General features: G+C 36.9%; 21 protein-coding genes. All 21 read left to right on the top strand.

The genetic code is table 11. The annotated features are described in order from the left end of the window. Nucleotides 1-7: 7 nt before the first annotated feature. The 21 genes from P6922_RS03175 (at nucleotide 8) to P6922_RS03075 (ending at nucleotide 15,765) form a co-directional block, all read left to right on the top strand. Entirely contained in the window at nucleotides 8-526 is a 519-nt protein-coding gene (locus P6922_RS03175; RefSeq protein ID WP_276874200.1) for a hypothetical protein, read from the top strand. A 153-nt stretch (nucleotides 527-679) separates the two neighbouring features. After that, nucleotides 680-1,105 (top strand): terminase small subunit, encoded by a 426-nt coding sequence (locus P6922_RS03170; protein WP_276874198.1) that lies wholly within the window; start codon nucleotides 680-682, stop codon nucleotides 1,103-1,105. Then, complete coding sequence (locus P6922_RS03165; RefSeq protein WP_276874195.1) at nucleotides 1,092-2,354, top strand: PBSX family phage terminase large subunit; 1,263 nt, start codon at nucleotides 1,092-1,094, stop codon at nucleotides 2,352-2,354. The genes P6922_RS03170 and P6922_RS03165 overlap by 14 nt, the downstream gene beginning before the upstream one ends. Nucleotides 2,355-2,365: 11 nt before the next feature. Next, entirely contained in the window at nucleotides 2,366-3,715 is a 1,350-nt protein-coding gene (locus P6922_RS03160) for a hypothetical protein (protein ID WP_276874194.1), read from the top strand. Next, the gene (locus P6922_RS03155) at nucleotides 3,684-5,165 is read left to right on the top strand and encodes a hypothetical protein (RefSeq protein ID WP_276874192.1); all 1,482 of its coding nucleotides are present in this window, start codon (nucleotides 3,684-3,686) and stop codon (nucleotides 5,163-5,165) included. Before P6922_RS03160 ends, P6922_RS03155 begins: the two co-directional genes overlap by 32 nt. Nucleotides 5,166-5,169: 4 nt before the next feature. Continuing rightward, nucleotides 5,170-5,406, top strand: a complete 237-nt coding sequence (locus P6922_RS03150; protein WP_276874189.1) for a hypothetical protein — start codon at nucleotides 5,170-5,172, stop codon at nucleotides 5,404-5,406. A gap of 328 nt (nucleotides 5,407-5,734) precedes the next feature. Beyond that, the gene (locus P6922_RS03145; RefSeq protein WP_276874186.1) at nucleotides 5,735-6,328 is read left to right on the top strand and encodes a hypothetical protein; all 594 of its coding nucleotides are present in this window, start codon (nucleotides 5,735-5,737) and stop codon (nucleotides 6,326-6,328) included. A gap of 19 nt (nucleotides 6,329-6,347) precedes the next feature. Then, a complete protein-coding gene (locus P6922_RS03140) occupies nucleotides 6,348-7,304 on the top strand; it encodes a major capsid protein (protein WP_276874184.1) in 957 nt (318 codons plus the stop codon). 13 nt (nucleotides 7,305-7,317) lie between these two features. Continuing rightward, entirely contained in the window at nucleotides 7,318-7,539 is a 222-nt protein-coding gene (locus tag P6922_RS03135) for a hypothetical protein (RefSeq protein WP_276874182.1), read from the top strand. Further along, nucleotides 7,536-7,994, top strand: a complete 459-nt coding sequence (locus tag P6922_RS03130; protein WP_276874179.1) for a hypothetical protein — start codon at nucleotides 7,536-7,538, stop codon at nucleotides 7,992-7,994. Before P6922_RS03135 ends, P6922_RS03130 begins: the two co-directional genes overlap by 4 nt. Further along, a complete protein-coding gene (locus P6922_RS03125; protein WP_276874177.1) occupies nucleotides 7,954-8,364 on the top strand; it encodes a hypothetical protein in 411 nt (136 codons plus the stop codon). The genes P6922_RS03130 and P6922_RS03125 overlap by 41 nt, the downstream gene beginning before the upstream one ends. A gap of 6 nt (nucleotides 8,365-8,370) precedes the next feature. Continuing rightward, nucleotides 8,371-8,835 carry a hypothetical protein gene (locus P6922_RS03120; RefSeq protein WP_276874174.1) on the top strand — a complete coding sequence of 155 codons (465 nt, stop codon included), beginning with the start codon at nucleotides 8,371-8,373 and terminating at the stop codon, nucleotides 8,833-8,835. After that, a complete protein-coding gene (locus P6922_RS03115) occupies nucleotides 8,835-9,308 on the top strand; it encodes a phage tail tube protein (RefSeq protein WP_276874171.1) in 474 nt (157 codons plus the stop codon). Before P6922_RS03120 ends, P6922_RS03115 begins: the two co-directional genes overlap by 1 nt. An 18-nt stretch (nucleotides 9,309-9,326) precedes the next feature. Next, a complete protein-coding gene (locus tag P6922_RS03110) occupies nucleotides 9,327-9,707 on the top strand; it encodes a hypothetical protein (protein ID WP_276874168.1) in 381 nt (126 codons plus the stop codon). Between the two features lie 89 nt (nucleotides 9,708-9,796). Next, on the top strand, nucleotides 9,797-10,036 hold the full coding sequence (locus tag P6922_RS03105) for a hypothetical protein (protein ID WP_276874166.1): 240 nt from the start codon (nucleotides 9,797-9,799) through the stop codon (nucleotides 10,034-10,036). Then, the gene (locus P6922_RS03100; RefSeq protein WP_276874163.1) at nucleotides 10,036-13,125 is read left to right on the top strand and encodes a tape measure protein; all 3,090 of its coding nucleotides are present in this window, start codon (nucleotides 10,036-10,038) and stop codon (nucleotides 13,123-13,125) included. Before P6922_RS03105 ends, P6922_RS03100 begins: the two co-directional genes overlap by 1 nt. Continuing rightward, nucleotides 13,125-13,679, top strand: coding sequence for a DUF2460 domain-containing protein (locus tag P6922_RS03095; RefSeq protein ID WP_276874161.1), 555 nt, complete (start codon nucleotides 13,125-13,127; stop codon nucleotides 13,677-13,679). The genes P6922_RS03100 and P6922_RS03095 overlap by 1 nt, the downstream gene beginning before the upstream one ends. 59 nt (nucleotides 13,680-13,738) lie before the next feature. Beyond that, nucleotides 13,739-14,167: a hypothetical protein gene (locus P6922_RS03090; protein ID WP_276874158.1), complete on the top strand. Its 429-nt coding sequence runs from the start codon at nucleotides 13,739-13,741 to the stop codon at nucleotides 14,165-14,167. A gap of 11 nt (nucleotides 14,168-14,178) precedes the next feature. Next, nucleotides 14,179-14,739: a hypothetical protein gene (locus P6922_RS03085; protein ID WP_276874156.1), complete on the top strand. Its 561-nt coding sequence runs from the start codon at nucleotides 14,179-14,181 to the stop codon at nucleotides 14,737-14,739. Further along, the gene (locus P6922_RS03080) at nucleotides 14,708-15,352 is read left to right on the top strand and encodes a DUF4417 domain-containing protein (protein ID WP_276874155.1); all 645 of its coding nucleotides are present in this window, start codon (nucleotides 14,708-14,710) and stop codon (nucleotides 15,350-15,352) included. The genes P6922_RS03085 and P6922_RS03080 overlap by 32 nt, the downstream gene beginning before the upstream one ends. Further along, nucleotides 15,349-15,765, top strand: a complete 417-nt coding sequence (locus P6922_RS03075; RefSeq protein ID WP_276874152.1) for a hypothetical protein — start codon at nucleotides 15,349-15,351, stop codon at nucleotides 15,763-15,765. Before P6922_RS03080 ends, P6922_RS03075 begins: the two co-directional genes overlap by 4 nt. Nucleotides 15,766-15,826 lie beyond the last annotated feature (61 nt).

Genomic DNA, 15,826 nt, shown 5'->3' with positions numbered 1-15,826 from the left:
GGTTTTGATGGTAAACGGGATGAAACCAAATGTGTTTTTTCATGGGGATCCTATGTATGATTCGGCAAGGAGACGTATTTCTAAGGAAATGCAAAAAAAGGAACGGGATATTCGTGATTTTTTTGAGAATCTTCGTCGTGATGGTAATCGACTTCGTTCGGCGGAGTTTTTACTTCGTCAGTATGAGGCTGATATATTTAGGATCCGTTCTTGTCGCTATGATATGGAGCATGTAACGGGTACTAAACAAAGTGATGTGTCGGATATTTTGATCCGTCTGGAGGAAAAGCTTATGAGGCAGCGTGAGAATTTTATTTCTCTTTGTCGTGATGTGACGGAAAAGCGTGAGCAGGCGCAGCGGTATATTTCTCGCTTGTCCGATACGGGAATGCAGGCTATTCTCATGGATAGATATTGGGCAGGGCTGACATGGGGTCAAATTGCTAAGAATCATCATTATGATAAGGATTATTGCATGCAGCTAAGGAACCGAGCAATTCGGCATATTGCAGAAAAACATTTTTAAAACATCTCGTATTTTCTCGTATTTCAATGTGGTATAATAGTAAAGTAAAATAATATGCAAGCACTAAAAGAGGACGGGGAACCGTCCTTTTTACATAGAAAAATAAACCGCTCCTTTTGGAACGGTTTTTATATTACAAAGAAAGGAGAAGACGTGACGCCTAAACAAGAAAAATTTTGCATAGAATACCTAATAGACCTAAACGCAACACAAGCGGCAAAACGAGCAGGATATAGCGAAAAAACAGCAGGAAGCATCGGACAAAGACTGTTGAAAAAAGTTGAAATTCAAAAACGAATAACAACACTAAGAAAAACAGAATTTAAAAAGACCATAATGACAGCAGAAGAAGTAGAAAGCCTACTATCGAAAGCCGCAAGGGGCGAAATGGAAGAAGAAACAATCGTGACGGTAGGAGTAGGAAAAGGGCAAAGCCGAGCAATAAAAATGATGAAACAAATCGGAGCAAGAGACCGAATAAGAGCAGCGGAACTCATGGGCAAACGTCATCATCTCTTTGAAAACATAAACATGAACGCGGAAGAAGAAAGGGTGACTATTATAGATGACACAGATTAAACTCTCAGGCGTTATTGCACCGTCATTTTTCAAAGTACATCAAGATGTTAAGCGACACGACTACACGCATTATGTATTGGCGGGTGGACGAGGAAGCACAAAATCATCATATATTTCACTTGAAATATTATTACTTCTTATGAAAAACCCGAATTGCCACGCGGTAATACTTCGTAAAGTCGGTAATACATTAAGAAACTCAGTATTTTCTCAAATGGAATGGGCGTTGGACACGTTGCATATGAGAAATTGTTTTAAAATTACAGTATCTCCGCCGACAATAACAAGAAAATCAACAGGGCAGAAAATATTATTCTTCGGAGTAGATGACAAAGCGAAAATAAAATCAATCAAACTACCATTCGGATATATCGGTGTTGTTTGGTATGAAGAACTAGATCAGTTCTCCGGTATGGAAGAAATACGTAATTTGAATCAATCACTACTTCGTGGTGGTAGTAAATTTTGGTGTTTCTCATCATACAATCCGCCGAAAAGTGCGCAAAATTGGGTAAATGAAGAAATGATGTACGACGATGCCGACAGACTAATACATAAATCAACATATTTAGACGTTAACCCTGTGTGGTTGGGCGAACAATTCATAGAAGAAGCTGAAAAACTCAAACGCAAGAATGAAACAGCTTATCGACATGAATATCTCGGTGAAATAACAGGCACAGGCGGATCCGTATTCGAGAATGTTAAAGAAATTACCCTAACTAACGAAGATATTAACAGTTTTGACTATATATACTATGGATTAGACTTTGGGTTCGCAATAGATCCGCTTGCTTTTGTTTGTATGCACTATGACAAAAAACACGAAAATTTGTACATATTCGATGAAATATATCAAACAAAACTCACAAATTGGCAAGCAAGTGAAAAAATAAAACGTAAAGTATCAGAAACGGCAATTATAAGAGCAGACAGCTCAGAACCTAAATCTATAAAAGAATTAAACGAATTGGGATTATATGTATTGGGTGTGAAGAAATATCCTGATAGTGTTTCGTATGGTATAAGGTGGTTGCAAAGCTTAAACAATATTTACATAGATAAGAAACGTTGCCCGAATGCTTTTAAAGAGTTTATGACATATGAATACGAAAAAACTAAAGACGGGCAATTTATATCGGCATATCCGGATAAAAATAATCACGCAATCGACTCTGTACGCTATGGGTGCGAATCAGTAATGCCTACAAGATATAAAGTTAAGACAAAACGTAGTAATTTATATTAAAGGAGAAATGAATGACAAATAAATACACATTGCTTGAAAATGCCTATTACGGCACGGGGATGTTTGAAAATGGGCAAGGATTAAGGCAACACCCGAGAGAAAGCATAGAGAACTATATAGACAGAAAAGGATTGGCGTATTATTTGAATTACACCGCACCGATAGTTAACGCGGGAGTAGACCCGATATTTAAAAACAACATAAAGCGAGAATATAAACCATTGGCAATGTTTGAGATGTTTTTAAACGACTGTGATAGAAATAAAACTACATATCAAGATTTCTGTAAATCGGCAGCACTGCATGCGAAATTGTACGGTGCTGTTTTTGTTATAGTAGATAATTCGTCAGAACATGAAGAAACTAAAGACGAAGCATTGAAAAATCGTTCACTTCCATTTCTTAAGTTTGTAGTACCTAGTCAAGTAGTTGATTGGGAGATGGATAATTACGGTAGACTTACGATGTTTAAATACAAAGAAACATTTAAAAAAGGTGCAAATCAAGAAATAACGCAGACATTTGTGTGGACAAAAAACACGTGGGAAATCGGCGAAGGAGAAAAGAAAAAACAAGGCAATCACAACTTGGGCAGAGTGCCTGTAGTTCAATGGTATGCAAGAAACACAAAAAACACAGACATAAAACCGCCTAGCGAATACTTATCTGTAGCACAAACTAATTACACCTTGTATCAACTTTGTAGTTGGCACATACAAATACTTCGCGATCAAGCGTTTTCAATTCTTACAATGCCGGATATCGGTGACGAGGATATAACGATCGGGACAAATAACGTTTTAACCTATCCTACAGATGCAACACATACGCCGAATTTCATAGCACCGCCTGCTGAACCTGCAACAATGCTTACAGACCAAATGGATAGATTAATAAAAGAAATGTATAGAATGTCAGGACTTGAAACAGTAATGGGAGTAAGAGACGATTACACAAAAACAGGTGTTGCTAAACAATGGGACTTTGAAAAAACAAATAAACGATTGGCGGACTTCTCTGCACGTTGTGAAAGTGCAGATAAAGAAATAATTGAACTTTATGAAGCATGGGCTGGCGAAACGGTAAATTATCAATGTGAATATCCAAGAAACTTTAAGATAAATGACGTGACAGAATCGCTTGCAAATGCACAAATGGCACTTGAACTCGGATTTGATAGCGAAGAATATAAACAAGAAGTGTTAAAGAAAGTACTTGAAAGCTATTTACCTAATATTTCAAGCGAAGTATATGACAAAATAGTAAATGAAGTTTCCGAACATTTTAATGATAAAAAAGAAGAGAATATTTACAAGGATACCGATGTAAATGAAGACAACGAAGATGAACAAAACGGTTGATGCCTTTGAAATCGAAATAAAAAGACTTCTAGAAAAAGGCTTAAGCGTTAAAGATGCGGTTAATGAAGCATATAAAAAATATCCGGTAATGAGTGAAATAAAAAAAGAAATAGAACCTCAAATAATAAGTGAAATGAAACGAGGAAGCGGCGGAAATATTTCGTTAAAAACAATAAAACTTGCATCTCAACTTGTTTGGAGTGAAGATGAGCTTACATTGTCCGAGCGTACGATAAAAGGTAAAAAAGAAGTAATAAAACAAGTATCAAAAACAATAAAAAATGCAATAAAAAAGGGAGAGTCAGTGCAAAAAACGGCATTGGCTCTTTTTGATGGATACGGTTACGGGAATATACTTCCCACTCAAGAAATACCCGAGTTTCTTAAGGACCTTGTCAATACGGCAAAGAAAACGGACTTAACACATAAAGAAATAAACGCATTAACAAGACAAGTGGAAAGACAACTAAAAAAAGTAAACGTTACAGGTATGAAAATAGCTTACAACAAAGTAAAAGAAGCAGTAAAAACAGGACGTGATAGAGTTGTTGAAAAAGCGATATACGTCGCAACACAAGAAAGGACAAGATATTTTGCAAGACGAATAGCAAGAACCGAACTTGCAAGAGCATATGCGGACGGAGTAATGGGACAATGGGCAAACGATGAAGATTGTATAGCGTTTAAATGGCAAACATCAAGTAATCACGGATATAAAGATATATGCGATCTATACGCAAATGCGGATTTATACGGAATGGGAAAAGGGATATACCCGAAAGATAAAGTGCCGATACTTCCTGTACATCCTAATTGTATGTGTCATATAAGACCTTTAATGCAAGGCTCAAAATACATACAAGGAGAAGAAAAAGAACAAATACAAAAGGGCGGAATGGAATACATTAACGGTTTAAACAAACACGAACAAGAAAGATTATTGGGAGTATACGGAAGACTTGAGGTACTGAAAAAAGGAAATTGGACGGGGAAAGCACGAAATTACAGTAAAGAATACATGAAAAGCAGAATTAGTGAAGTGAATAACGGTGCTATATATGGTGCACTTAATGATAAAAATGATCCAACGCAAGAACGAAGGGAGGCACATGCGGAACGTTACTATGAGTTTATAATAAATATTGGAGAAAAAAGTTTTGTAGATAAAATATCTAAAAACTCAGGATTTTCAAAAAGATTTCTTTCCGAAGTGTTTAATCATGTTTTTATTGATAAACATCATCTTTGTGATGGATATAGAAAGTTTGACGCAAGTTATTATATGTCAGAATCTTTTCAACGATTATTAGCTGGAAATTACAATGATAATGATATCGTCTTATTAAGACATGAACACCTTGAACGAGCATTAGAAAAAAGGTATAATTTAACATATAAAGAAGCACATAAATTGGCTGAAAGTAAGTATTTTTATAAGCGAAAGGGGTGATGAAATGGTTACTCTGTTTTTGATTGAATTAAATGATAAAAAAGCTGTATACCGATATCATCCTGAAGATGAAGAAGATTTTGGATTAATTGAAATTAACATACAAAATAAAACATGTCGAATAATAAAAAAAGCACAAAAAATTACGAATAGTGAATATTGGGGACATGCATTGAAAAGAACACGGAAAATGGTAAGTGAACAAGAATATCCTAAAATAGCAATGGCGGCATGGTATTAAAGTGCTGTTGCGTCGAATAATGGTGCGGTAGAGGTTATATACGAATTTTGTAATAAAATAATGATATAATAAAATTGTGATACAGACATCGGGACACCTCTGGTACCAAGTGGCTCTTCTCGGTGTCGATGAGTTGCTTCATGTTTCGGGAGGCAACTCGTTTTTATTGAGAGAACTAAATAAAATTTGTTAATTAGATAAACGTATTTTGCGTTTATCTTTTTTATTTGTCTTTTAGAAAGATAGAAGCTTTCGACCGCAGACGTTAAAGAACGGTATTTTTTATTGAGTCGGGAACTCAAATTTTTACGTACACAGGAGGTACATTATGACATTGGCAGAGTTGTATGAGGCATTAGGTGCTTTGGATAAAGGTTCAGAGTATATTTCATGTATAAAGTCTGAAATATCAAGGCTTAATACTGAGGCGGCGAAATATCGCACTTCAAAGAAAGAATCTGAATCTAAAATTGAAGAACTTAATGCAAAAGTAACGGAGCTTACTCAAAAAGGTACAGGAGACCAAAGTGAATTATCGAAACTTAAAGCACAAGTTGACGAAATATCAAAAAAATACGCAGCTGCGGAGAAAGCGAGAATTGATGAGCAACAGAAACGTATTAAGGCGGATATTTTACAGCAGACAGTTTCAGAACTCACAAAGGGTAATGCTACGGATCCGTCAGAATTGGCAAAGATACTTGTGCAAGGTATTGAAGTAGGAGAAGACGGAGCTTACAACATGACAAATGAAAAAGGCGAGAAAATCTCAATATCGGACGGAACCAAAGCGTGGCTCTCAAAGCATGCATGGGCGGTTAAAAACACTCAATCAAGAGGAAGCGGCGGTTTCAACGGAGAAGGAGAAGTTTCAAAACCTCAAAATTTAGCACAAGCAGTAGCACAAGCGATAAACAAGTAATTAAAAAGGAGAACTAAATATGGCAGTAACACTTGAACAGGCAAAATTAAACGTGCAGGATGCACTTCAATCAACGGTAATTGATGAATTTATTAAATCAAACTTTATGTGGGAACATATTATATTTGATGATGCGGTATCTCCGACAGGCGGTGGTGCAACACTTACCTATTCATACAATCGAGTAAAGACACAACCGACCGCAGACTTCCGTGCAATTAATACAGAATACACAGCACAAGAAGTCGAAAAGGAACGTAAATCCGTTGACCTTGCAGTATTCGGCGGAACATTCAACGTTGACCGTGTAATTGCGGATATGGGCGGTATTCAAAACGAAGTTACATTCCAACTTCAGCAGAAGATTAAAGCGGCATCCGCGTTGTGGAACGATACGGTAATTAACGGAGATAAAGGGGTAAATAACAAGGCATTTGACGGACTTGAAAAAGCACTTGTAGGATCCTCAACTGAGTTGAAACCGGATAAAGCTATCGACTTATCAAACTCTGAAGCTATCGATAAAAACTATCTTGAATTTTTCGATGCACTTGATGAAACTTTATCCAATATGGACGCCGCACCGTCGGCATTGCTTATGAACGGCAATTTATATGTAAAATTACTTGCAGCTTTGAGACGTGCAGCCGCATATACTCAGACAAAAGATTCAGTCGGACGTCAGGTATTTACATATAACGGTATTCCTATTGTAAATCTCGGAGCAAAAGCGGGTAAAAACGACCCGGTAGTTCCGATTAAGGCGGAAGACAATACTACATCACTTTATGCGGTGCGTTTCGGATTGGACGGTTTCCATGCGGTTTCACTTGCAGGACAGGCACCGGTTAAAACATGGTTACCCGATTTCACAACTTCCGGAGCAGTAAAGACAGGAGAAGTTGAAATGGTGTCGGCGGTAGCACTCAAAGCGACAAAAGCCGCTGCCGTTTTAAGAAATATAAAACTTAAGTAATAAGGAGGGTATTATGGCGAAAATATACGCACCGATGAAAGACTATACAGGCGAAACGGTGACGGTATTGTTCAGTAAAGGGGTCGGTGAAACATCCGATCCCTATTTAATAAACTGGTTTAAAAGTCACGGCTATGCAGTTGTTGAGAATGAAGTTGTTGAAGATGAAGACACAAACAACGAAGAAGTAAAAATTACACGTAAACGCGTAAAAAAAGCGGATGATAAAGAATGAGTAATATATCCAACTTAGTAGAGAAAAACACGAGATTTGCTATAAAAGAAAGCATTTCTGAAATACAAGACGAGGCAAGGACTAAGCATCGTTTTAAATCACGCACCGGCAGTTTGGAAAGAGCAATACAAACACGGTTCTATAACATGACCGGAGAAGTATTTTTAAATACGGCGATAGCTGATTATGCACCTTTTGTACATCAAGGGACACCACCGCATAAGATATTTCCTAAGAACAAAAAATCTTTGAGATTTACAAAAGGAGGCAAATGGATATTTGCAAAATATGTAAATCATCCGGGAACGGGAAAAGATGCATTTCTTTTTGATGCATTAAAGAGTAAAAAATCTTTGATCAATGAGATTTTTAAATCATATACAGGAAAGATGCTTAAGGAGGTGACCGCACTTGGTGAAAACGGCGGACTTAGTAAAACGTTTACATGGAAGTGATGAACTTTTAGGACCTTGTGTAACTGAAGAAATATCTGGTAAAGCTTTGAATTGGCTTGCGTTCTTTGCTACAAAGTTGGGAGTTTTACCGCAATCAGTAAAAGAAAGTTTCATAGTTAATAAACTTATTGAAGCTTATGCATTTCGGGAAGTTTGTGTAATGAAATCTTACGGGCTTAATGCTCCCTTCGGAATTAGAAGCGGAAACGACAATCCTGATTATTACGGACGTAAATTGGAATATTACGAAAAGCGTATAAAAATGCTTGAAAAAAGTATAACCGCACAAGACTTGGTACGTGGTGATGAAGATATTGTTGAAGATAAACCTTTCAAAAACTATCGTGCCGTGAGCTTACGTAGGGGGTAACAGGATATGTGGTATGAACTGTTAAAACATTTAAAAAACAACATATCTGAAAATTTCAACGGAAATGTTTATATCGGTGCGGATATTGTTACCCAAGTTAATTATGACGAGGGTGATGTTATAGTTCTTTCACGCGGATTTGAAGAACGCGGAGAAAGAGCGGAAGAAAGAGAGTTGGTAAGTACCGTATATCTTGAGACATGGATTAGAGATGATTCACAAGAATTTCAAGGCGGATATGAAAAACTTGCCGAGCTTGAATCGAAAGTAGAACGCATATTGTCGGACTTCAGAAAAGATATAGGAAGTCTTGATAGATCTAGATGCGTTTTCGATTCGTCTTGGCAAATATTGGACATATCAGTAAAAGAAAAAAGGGCAAGCGACGAAAGCTTACGCCCTTTATACGGTACTTTGTATGTTTTAGATATTAGATTATATAACTTAGATGAAACAGGAGGAATTTGGTAATGACAATAAGTAAAAAGGCAATGGCACCATTGAAAGGCACATCACTTGCAACGGTAGGTAAGAATTATTTTATTTACGTAAATGTAGGAACTGATGAAGATAAAAATGCACAATGGGTAAAAATCGGCGGACAGCGTGGCGGATCTTTATCACGCAAAGCCGACACAATAGACGCATCCTATAAAGATAGCGGTGGTTGGAAAACAACACTGCAAGGACTCAAAGAATGGAGTATTGAACTTGACACTTTAGTTATGGTAAACGATGAAGGACTTGAAGTATTGAATCAAGCTTTCTTGGACAGTCAGCTTGTACATCTGAAATTTGAATATCCTGATAAGACATATGTCACAGGATGGGCATCTATTACTGAAATGTCAATTGATGCACCGCATGATGACGTTGCAACATATAAAGGCACATTGTCGGGTGTCGGACCTTTGTCAGAAGTAAAACAGCCGAGCGGGATTTAATGAAAGGACGGTTTTAATATGAAAAGAGTACAATGCGATTTATTCGGCGAAAATGAAAGTATTTCATTTAATATATTAAGACTTATGGAACTTGAAAGTCTTTTGAAAAAGCCTATAGTTACAGCGATAGCCAACGGTTTCGGACTTGTAGAGCTTACATCGGCATTTTCTGTAGGCATGCAACATTGCAAACGTAGAACTCCGCAATGGTATGCAATAGAAATGCAGAAATTACTTGAAGAAGGAACATATACTTATGATGAATTTGTTGCTCCGGTACTTAAAGCAATTATTGCAAGCGGACTTTTAGGGAAAGAAGCTTATTACGAAGCATTCCCGGAAGAAAGAATTGAAACGATAAAAGAGAGCAAGAAAGCAAAAAACTCGAAAGGGGCTTAAACGCCCCTACGTCTTTTTTTGAGTGGGTCAATGCAGCGGAGAAAATTGCATATAGTGTACTTGAGTTAAAACCGTGGGAGTTTGAAAGATTGACCGTCTTGGAATTTGAAAAGCTTTTGAACGGATATAAAATCCGAACGAAAGAATCAGATGCCAAGACGGCTTTTTTTACAACAATGATGACAAATGTGCACATAGCTAAATCAAGCCAAAGAATAAAAGTAAAAGACATTATGCGTTCATTGCATCCACCTACAAGAGAGGAAAGACAACGTGATGATGAAATGTTTATGAAAGAGTGGATAGAGCAAGGCGGTGAGATAGATTAATGGCAGATAACACAATACGAGTACGAATAACCGGAGATTCTCAAAATCTTAGTAATGCTTTAGATTCTGTTGGAGTAAAAGCGGAAGAAATATTCGGCAAAAAGTTAGGCGGTATCGTTACAAAAGGACTTTCAAAGATACCGCTTGCAACTACAGTAGCAGCTGCAGGGCTTGCTGCAGTGGGTTCAATGGCAGGTTCGGCAATAGGAAGAATAACGGAAATGTCGGATAGATACGCATTGATAAGCTCACGTATAGGGATAATGAATGACGGCATGCACACAAATAAACAATTGCTTGATATGGTGTACAATTCCGCAAATCGAGCAAGAGGCTCATATCACGATATGGCGGACACCGTTACTAAACTAGGTATTCTTGCAAAAGAAGCATTTTCAAGTAATGAAGAAATGATATTTTTTGCAGAACAACTTAATAAGCAATTTAAAATAGGCGGTGCAAGCATACAAGAACAGACTGCGGGCATGTATCAATTAACGCAAGCAATGGCATCAGGAAGACTTCAAGGTGATGAATTTCGCTCAATTATGGAAAACGCTCCTATTCTTGCACAAGCAATAGCTAAAGAATTGGATGTGCCGATGGGTAAACTCCGAGACCTTTCGTCACAAGGGGTAATTACTGCGGAAGTTATTAAAAATGCTTTGAAAAACACTGCAGAAGAAACAAATGAACAGTTTGAGAAAATACCGATGACATTTCAAGACTCAATGCAAATACTTTCAAACACTGCAAGTAAGGCGTTTGAGCCGGTGTTTGAATTACTTGAGAGCATAACACAGTCTGATGCGTTCGGTGCAGTTTTCCAAAGTGTACAAGCAACTATACAAGGATTTGCAGCGGCATCCTATGTCGCAATACAAGGGGTTGCATTACTTTTCAAAACGGCAAGTGCTGCAATTACAACAAGTGTAAATCTTATAAAATCGGCATTCTCGGCGTTGCCTGCAGTGATGACAGTTGCAACTTCGGCGCTTGTGGGATATACGGCATATACTGTGGTTGCTTCTTTAAACATAACGACATTAACGGTAAAAACTGCATTGCTTGCAGCAAAAGAAAAGGTATTGTCAGGTTTACAAATTGCAAGAAAAGCTATAATGTCTGCATTATGTGCGGCTTCTATTGCATATAATTCTATAATGACATTGACAATCACAAGAGAAACGATATTGAACGGATTGACTAAGGTATTTACCGCACTTACAAGCATTGCAACAATAAAAACATATGCTCAAGCTGCCGCACAAGCTGTTTTGAATGCGATTATGTATGCAAATCCGATCGGAATTATAATCGGACTTCTTGCAGCTTTAGCGGCTGCGTTTGCAGCTTCAAGTATTGCATCAAACGGACTTAAAGCGACACTTTCAAGTGTTTGGTCGTCAATAGTGCATACAACTACATGGGCGATTAATGGAATTATTTCTTTAATAAATAAACTTATCGGTGCAATTAATAAAGTCGGGGCAAAACTCGGTGAAGTCTTTAAATTTGATTATTCGGGCTTATCTGAAATCGAAGAAATAAGTGCAGATACTGCGCAAGAGTTTGTTAATGCAACTGAAGCTGTTGCTGGTTCAATGGCTGATGCTATAACCGGTGGCGGCGAAGTGGCAGTTCCGGATATGGGCGGAGACATCGGCGGTGCTTCGGGTGGCGGCGGTTCTCCCCGCGGTGGTGGCGGCGGTGCCGGTAGTGCCGACACAGCAATTAACGAAGCGAAAAGACTTCATGAATCTTTAAAGGATGAATGGAGTGAAATGTTCAAAACAAAATCACAACTTGCCGAACGCTGGAGAGATAAAGAACTCGAAGAGTTGGAAAAATCTAAGGCTAATAATCTTAATTATGAAGACGACCGTCAGATGATAATGGAAATGTATGCTAAAAAGCGTGAACAGGCATTGTCTGAGGAAATGGCAAAAACTCGTGAACTTGAAAATAAAGTTCGTAATTTGGCAAATGAATATAAAAAGGCAATGACACCGACTGATTCGGAAGGTAATGTAAAACCTTTAGATGACCTTATAACTAAACATGAATCAACGGTTAATGAAATAAGGGATAAATGGGCGGCACTTTCAGAAGATTATGCACAAATGTCACAGCACGACCAAGAAATATTTATAAATGCTCTAAAGAGTAGAGGAGTGATCTATGAACTTGATGCAAATAACCGTATAAGCTTTGAGAAAACGGCAAACGATGAAATCATGGCAGAACGTGAAAAGTTTAATCAGGCACTTGAACTCAATACTTTAACCCAAGCAGATAAAGAATTTGAAATAAAAGAAGCTATGAGAACTCAAAACTTTGAAGCTTTGCAATTGGCATTGGATGAAGATTATGTAATGCACAAAGATAATTATGAACTGAAAAAAGCACTTATGGAAGATTATGCACAAGCGGTTCAAGATTCATATTTCAATATGCAAGAAATGATATACAATGTTCAACAACAAGGTTTCGGACAATTTTCGAAGAGTATTTCAGAGTTTTTACAAGGCACAATATCGTTGCAAAAAGCATTTCAGAATTTAGGAAAAACAATTCTTAAAACGCTTACAGATTATGTTGCTAACTGGATAGCTTCGAGATTGAAACTTGCCATTTTCGGAAAACAAGCCGAAGCGAAAGATGCTGCAAGTTCAAATGCATCGGCAGCTTCGCAACTACCTTTAGTTAGAGAATTGGCACTTCAAAAGTCTTTGGCATCATGGGGCGCATCGGCAACTGCAGGTCTTGCAGCATATCAAAATGCAAGTATGGTGGGTAAATTGGCACTGCCTGCATTTGCAAACGGCGGTATGGTAGACAGTCCGACACTTGCATTAATCGGAGAAGGAAAGTACAAAGAAGCTGTTGTTCCGTTTAATGAAAAGACATTCCAAGCTATAGGCGAAGGAGTAGCAAATAACGGTGGTGGAGGTAGCGTTACACTTAACGTGACAACAATGGATTCTGAATCTTTCGCTGAGTTTATGGAAAGAAAAGGGCTTGATGTAATTAAGCAAAAATTGTTTGAAACAAATCAAGGGTTTGCTAGTGAAAGCGGGGTGTGGTAATGAGAAAGTTTCCTGATATAAAAACGTTTGCATGGAAGTCTACAAAAACGCAAAAATGGGATACTAAAGTTCAGCGTTCCGGAAGCGGACGAGTACGAACTATGACAACGTGGAAATATCCTCAATGGGAAATAACCGCACAGTTTGCTTATTTAACAACAGAACAATATAAAACAATAATGGGGTTCGTTGCTTCTATAAAAGGGGGCAATGAACCTTTTTTGTGGTACGACCCTGAAGATAATACGGAAAAGGGAGTACAACTTTCAAGAGAAGATGACGGCGGATATATTCCTATAAGAAAAATAGGTGAATATATAGAGCCTGTAGAATACGTTGAAGATTTAAAAGTGTATGTAAACGGCAAAGAAACAAAAGCAGAATTTCATAATGGAAAGATTTATATAGAATACGACAAAGACAAAGATGTTACTGTTACTGCGGACTATAAATACTATTGGAAAGTTATGTTTTCAGACAATAAGTATTCTATGGAGTACGTTTTTACAAACTTTTATAAAACTAAATCGTTTAAGGTGGTGACAGTGCGATGAAAAATGTAAGTGACAAAATAGAGTGAACGCTTTTTAATATGTTAAAATGGAGGTGAAACATGGGCGGACGAGGAGCGACAAGCAATCTTGCCAAACTTGCAAAATACGGAACAGCATATAAACAAGTAAAAACAAACAAATTTGGACGAAAGCTACACACGAAAGATAAACGGATATTATTTATAGAGCCAAGAAATGAAGGCCAACAAAGTAAAACTCCGTTCGAATCGATGATGCCACATAGAGTTTATGTATTGGTAAATGCGAAAAATAGAAATATAAAATCAATAACATTTACAGACAGGATGGGATTTGCATATAAATTTATAGATGTAAAACAAATACATCGAAAAACTTTAGGCAAAGGAGATTTGGGACATGTCCATATAGGCTATAACAGAAGTAAAGCTAGAAGACTTAGAAGGTCGGAAAGAAAACTTTTGAGGAGAATTTTAATTGCAAATGGTGAAAGTTTAATTGTTAAATAAAGAGGTAAAAAATGAACAGAATACAAAAAAATTTCCCACAATGGGAAGATTTAATAAAAGATATAATAGAAGAAGACGGGTTTTCACCTATAATACTTCAAAATACAGCCTTTAATGAAGAGTGGATATTAAATAACCAATTTTATTATGGCAAAAATGGAAAAAGAACGGATAATTGGGTTTTTACTTTTTATAGAGATGTTTCTCCAACGGAAAGATTTGTTGAAGAACTTAATGGATATTCTACGCTTGAAGACGCATTGGAAGCAAAGATATTTGATGGTGAATCAATTCATGATTTGTATAATAGAGGATATGATTGGTTGAGAGATTACACAAAAGAAGAAATAGAAAAAGAGAAGAAAAGACGAGGAAAATACTATAAAAAATACTATCTTGATTTATATGAAAAGAGAAAAAAACGTAGACTTGAAATGGAAAAGCGTGGGGATATCTGGTGGTTAAAAAAGACAAGGAAAGAAGACTTAAAAAAAGAAAAAGAATTATTAAATCCTAAAAAATGGGAACTTGGGTGGGTAGATGAAAATGGAAATAATAAAGAAAAAAGATAGACGTACATATCTAAATCTGCAATACAAAAGATTTAGAGGAGTAGGAAAGTACGATATACCCATAATCAAAAAAGAAAACATTGAACTGCCCGAAACATGGATAGGATTCAACGAAGTAAACACATACAAAGGAAAATGCACTCAAACGGAAGTGCATTTTTTCTTGGATGATTACCAATTCGAAAGAATATGGCAAAGACCGACAGTATACGCAAGAAAACTTTCAAAATTCAAAGTAATAGCAAGCCCCGATTTCAGTCTATACACCGATTACCCGACAGCAATGCAAATATGGAACACCTATCGTAAACAATGGATAGGAGCATACCTTCAACACTATGGAATACACATAATACCTACCATTTCATGGAGCGACAAGCAAAGCTTTGAATACTGCTTCGACGGAATACAAAAAAGAAGTGCAGTTATTATCTCCGACATAGGAACAACAAATAATAAAGAAGCGGAAAAAATATTTCTACAAGGAATAAAAGAACTTGAAAAGAAAATACAACCGACAAAAATACTAATCTATGGAAATAAAATGAACATAAAAACTCATATACCGACACAATACATAAAAAGCAGAAAAGAAAGGAGAAACTATGAATGAAAAAGAACTATTTAAAAGGTTTTTTGTATGCGTTATTTTGTTTGTTTTGTGTGCTACTGCCGTGTACTTCATCATTGGCACAAGAACAAACATACACCATCACGGAAACGGAACTGACACAATTAGAAACGAACTTAAAACTATTAGAGACGCACAACAAGAAGAAAAACGAACTATTGAGAGAACAGAACGAGCAATTACAAATAGCATTGATTCAGTTAGAAACAGCGAACGAACAAATAAAGATATTACAAGCATCGAACGAAAAGACGGAGAAATCATTAGTGAAAGTCAATCAACACTTAAACGAGTACGAGAAAGAAATTCAAGCAAAGATTAAATCAGAAAAGCGACAAAAGCATATATGGCAACTCGCAACAGCAGTATTTGCAATAGCTTTAATAGCAAAATAATAAAAAAGGGGGCAAAACGAAAAAAGGGGGGCAAAAAAGGGGCAAACTTAGATAACTTTAC

Source organism: Dialister micraerophilus (assembly GCF_947090205.1).
GTDB lineage: Bacteria > Bacillota > Negativicutes > Veillonellales > Dialisteraceae > Dialister > Dialister micraerophilus.
Note: the sequence above shows the minus strand (reverse complement) of the source record. Positions and strands in the feature narration are given on the sequence as shown.

Coding starts and splice junctions, on each gene's coding strand:
- P6922_RS03175 (WP_276874200.1), top strand. CDS start 8: ATGGTAAACGGGATGAAACCAAATGTGTTTTTTCATGGGGATCCTATG.
- P6922_RS03165 (WP_276874195.1), top strand. CDS start 1,092: ATGACACAGATTAAACTCTCAGGCGTTATTGCACCGTCATTTTTCAAA.
- P6922_RS03160 (WP_276874194.1), top strand. CDS start 2,366: ATGACAAATAAATACACATTGCTTGAAAATGCCTATTACGGCACGGGG.
- P6922_RS03155 (WP_276874192.1), top strand. CDS start 3,684: ATGAAGACAACGAAGATGAACAAAACGGTTGATGCCTTTGAAATCGAA.
- P6922_RS03150 (WP_276874189.1), top strand. CDS start 5,170: ATGGTTACTCTGTTTTTGATTGAATTAAATGATAAAAAAGCTGTATAC.
- P6922_RS03145 (WP_276874186.1), top strand. CDS start 5,735: ATGACATTGGCAGAGTTGTATGAGGCATTAGGTGCTTTGGATAAAGGT.
- P6922_RS03140 (WP_276874184.1), top strand. CDS start 6,348: ATGGCAGTAACACTTGAACAGGCAAAATTAAACGTGCAGGATGCACTT.
- P6922_RS03135 (WP_276874182.1), top strand. CDS start 7,318: ATGGCGAAAATATACGCACCGATGAAAGACTATACAGGCGAAACGGTG.
- P6922_RS03130 (WP_276874179.1), top strand. CDS start 7,536: ATGAGTAATATATCCAACTTAGTAGAGAAAAACACGAGATTTGCTATA.
- P6922_RS03120 (WP_276874174.1), top strand. CDS start 8,371: ATGTGGTATGAACTGTTAAAACATTTAAAAAACAACATATCTGAAAAT.
- P6922_RS03115 (WP_276874171.1), top strand. CDS start 8,835: ATGACAATAAGTAAAAAGGCAATGGCACCATTGAAAGGCACATCACTT.
- P6922_RS03110 (WP_276874168.1), top strand. CDS start 9,327: ATGAAAAGAGTACAATGCGATTTATTCGGCGAAAATGAAAGTATTTCA.
- P6922_RS03100 (WP_276874163.1), top strand. CDS start 10,036: ATGGCAGATAACACAATACGAGTACGAATAACCGGAGATTCTCAAAAT.
- P6922_RS03095 (WP_276874161.1), top strand. CDS start 13,125: ATGAGAAAGTTTCCTGATATAAAAACGTTTGCATGGAAGTCTACAAAA.
- P6922_RS03090 (WP_276874158.1), top strand. CDS start 13,739: ATGGGCGGACGAGGAGCGACAAGCAATCTTGCCAAACTTGCAAAATAC.
- P6922_RS03085 (WP_276874156.1), top strand. CDS start 14,179: ATGAACAGAATACAAAAAAATTTCCCACAATGGGAAGATTTAATAAAA.
- P6922_RS03080 (WP_276874155.1), top strand. CDS start 14,708: ATGAAAATGGAAATAATAAAGAAAAAAGATAGACGTACATATCTAAAT.
- P6922_RS03075 (WP_276874152.1), top strand. CDS start 15,349: ATGAAAAAGAACTATTTAAAAGGTTTTTTGTATGCGTTATTTTGTTTG.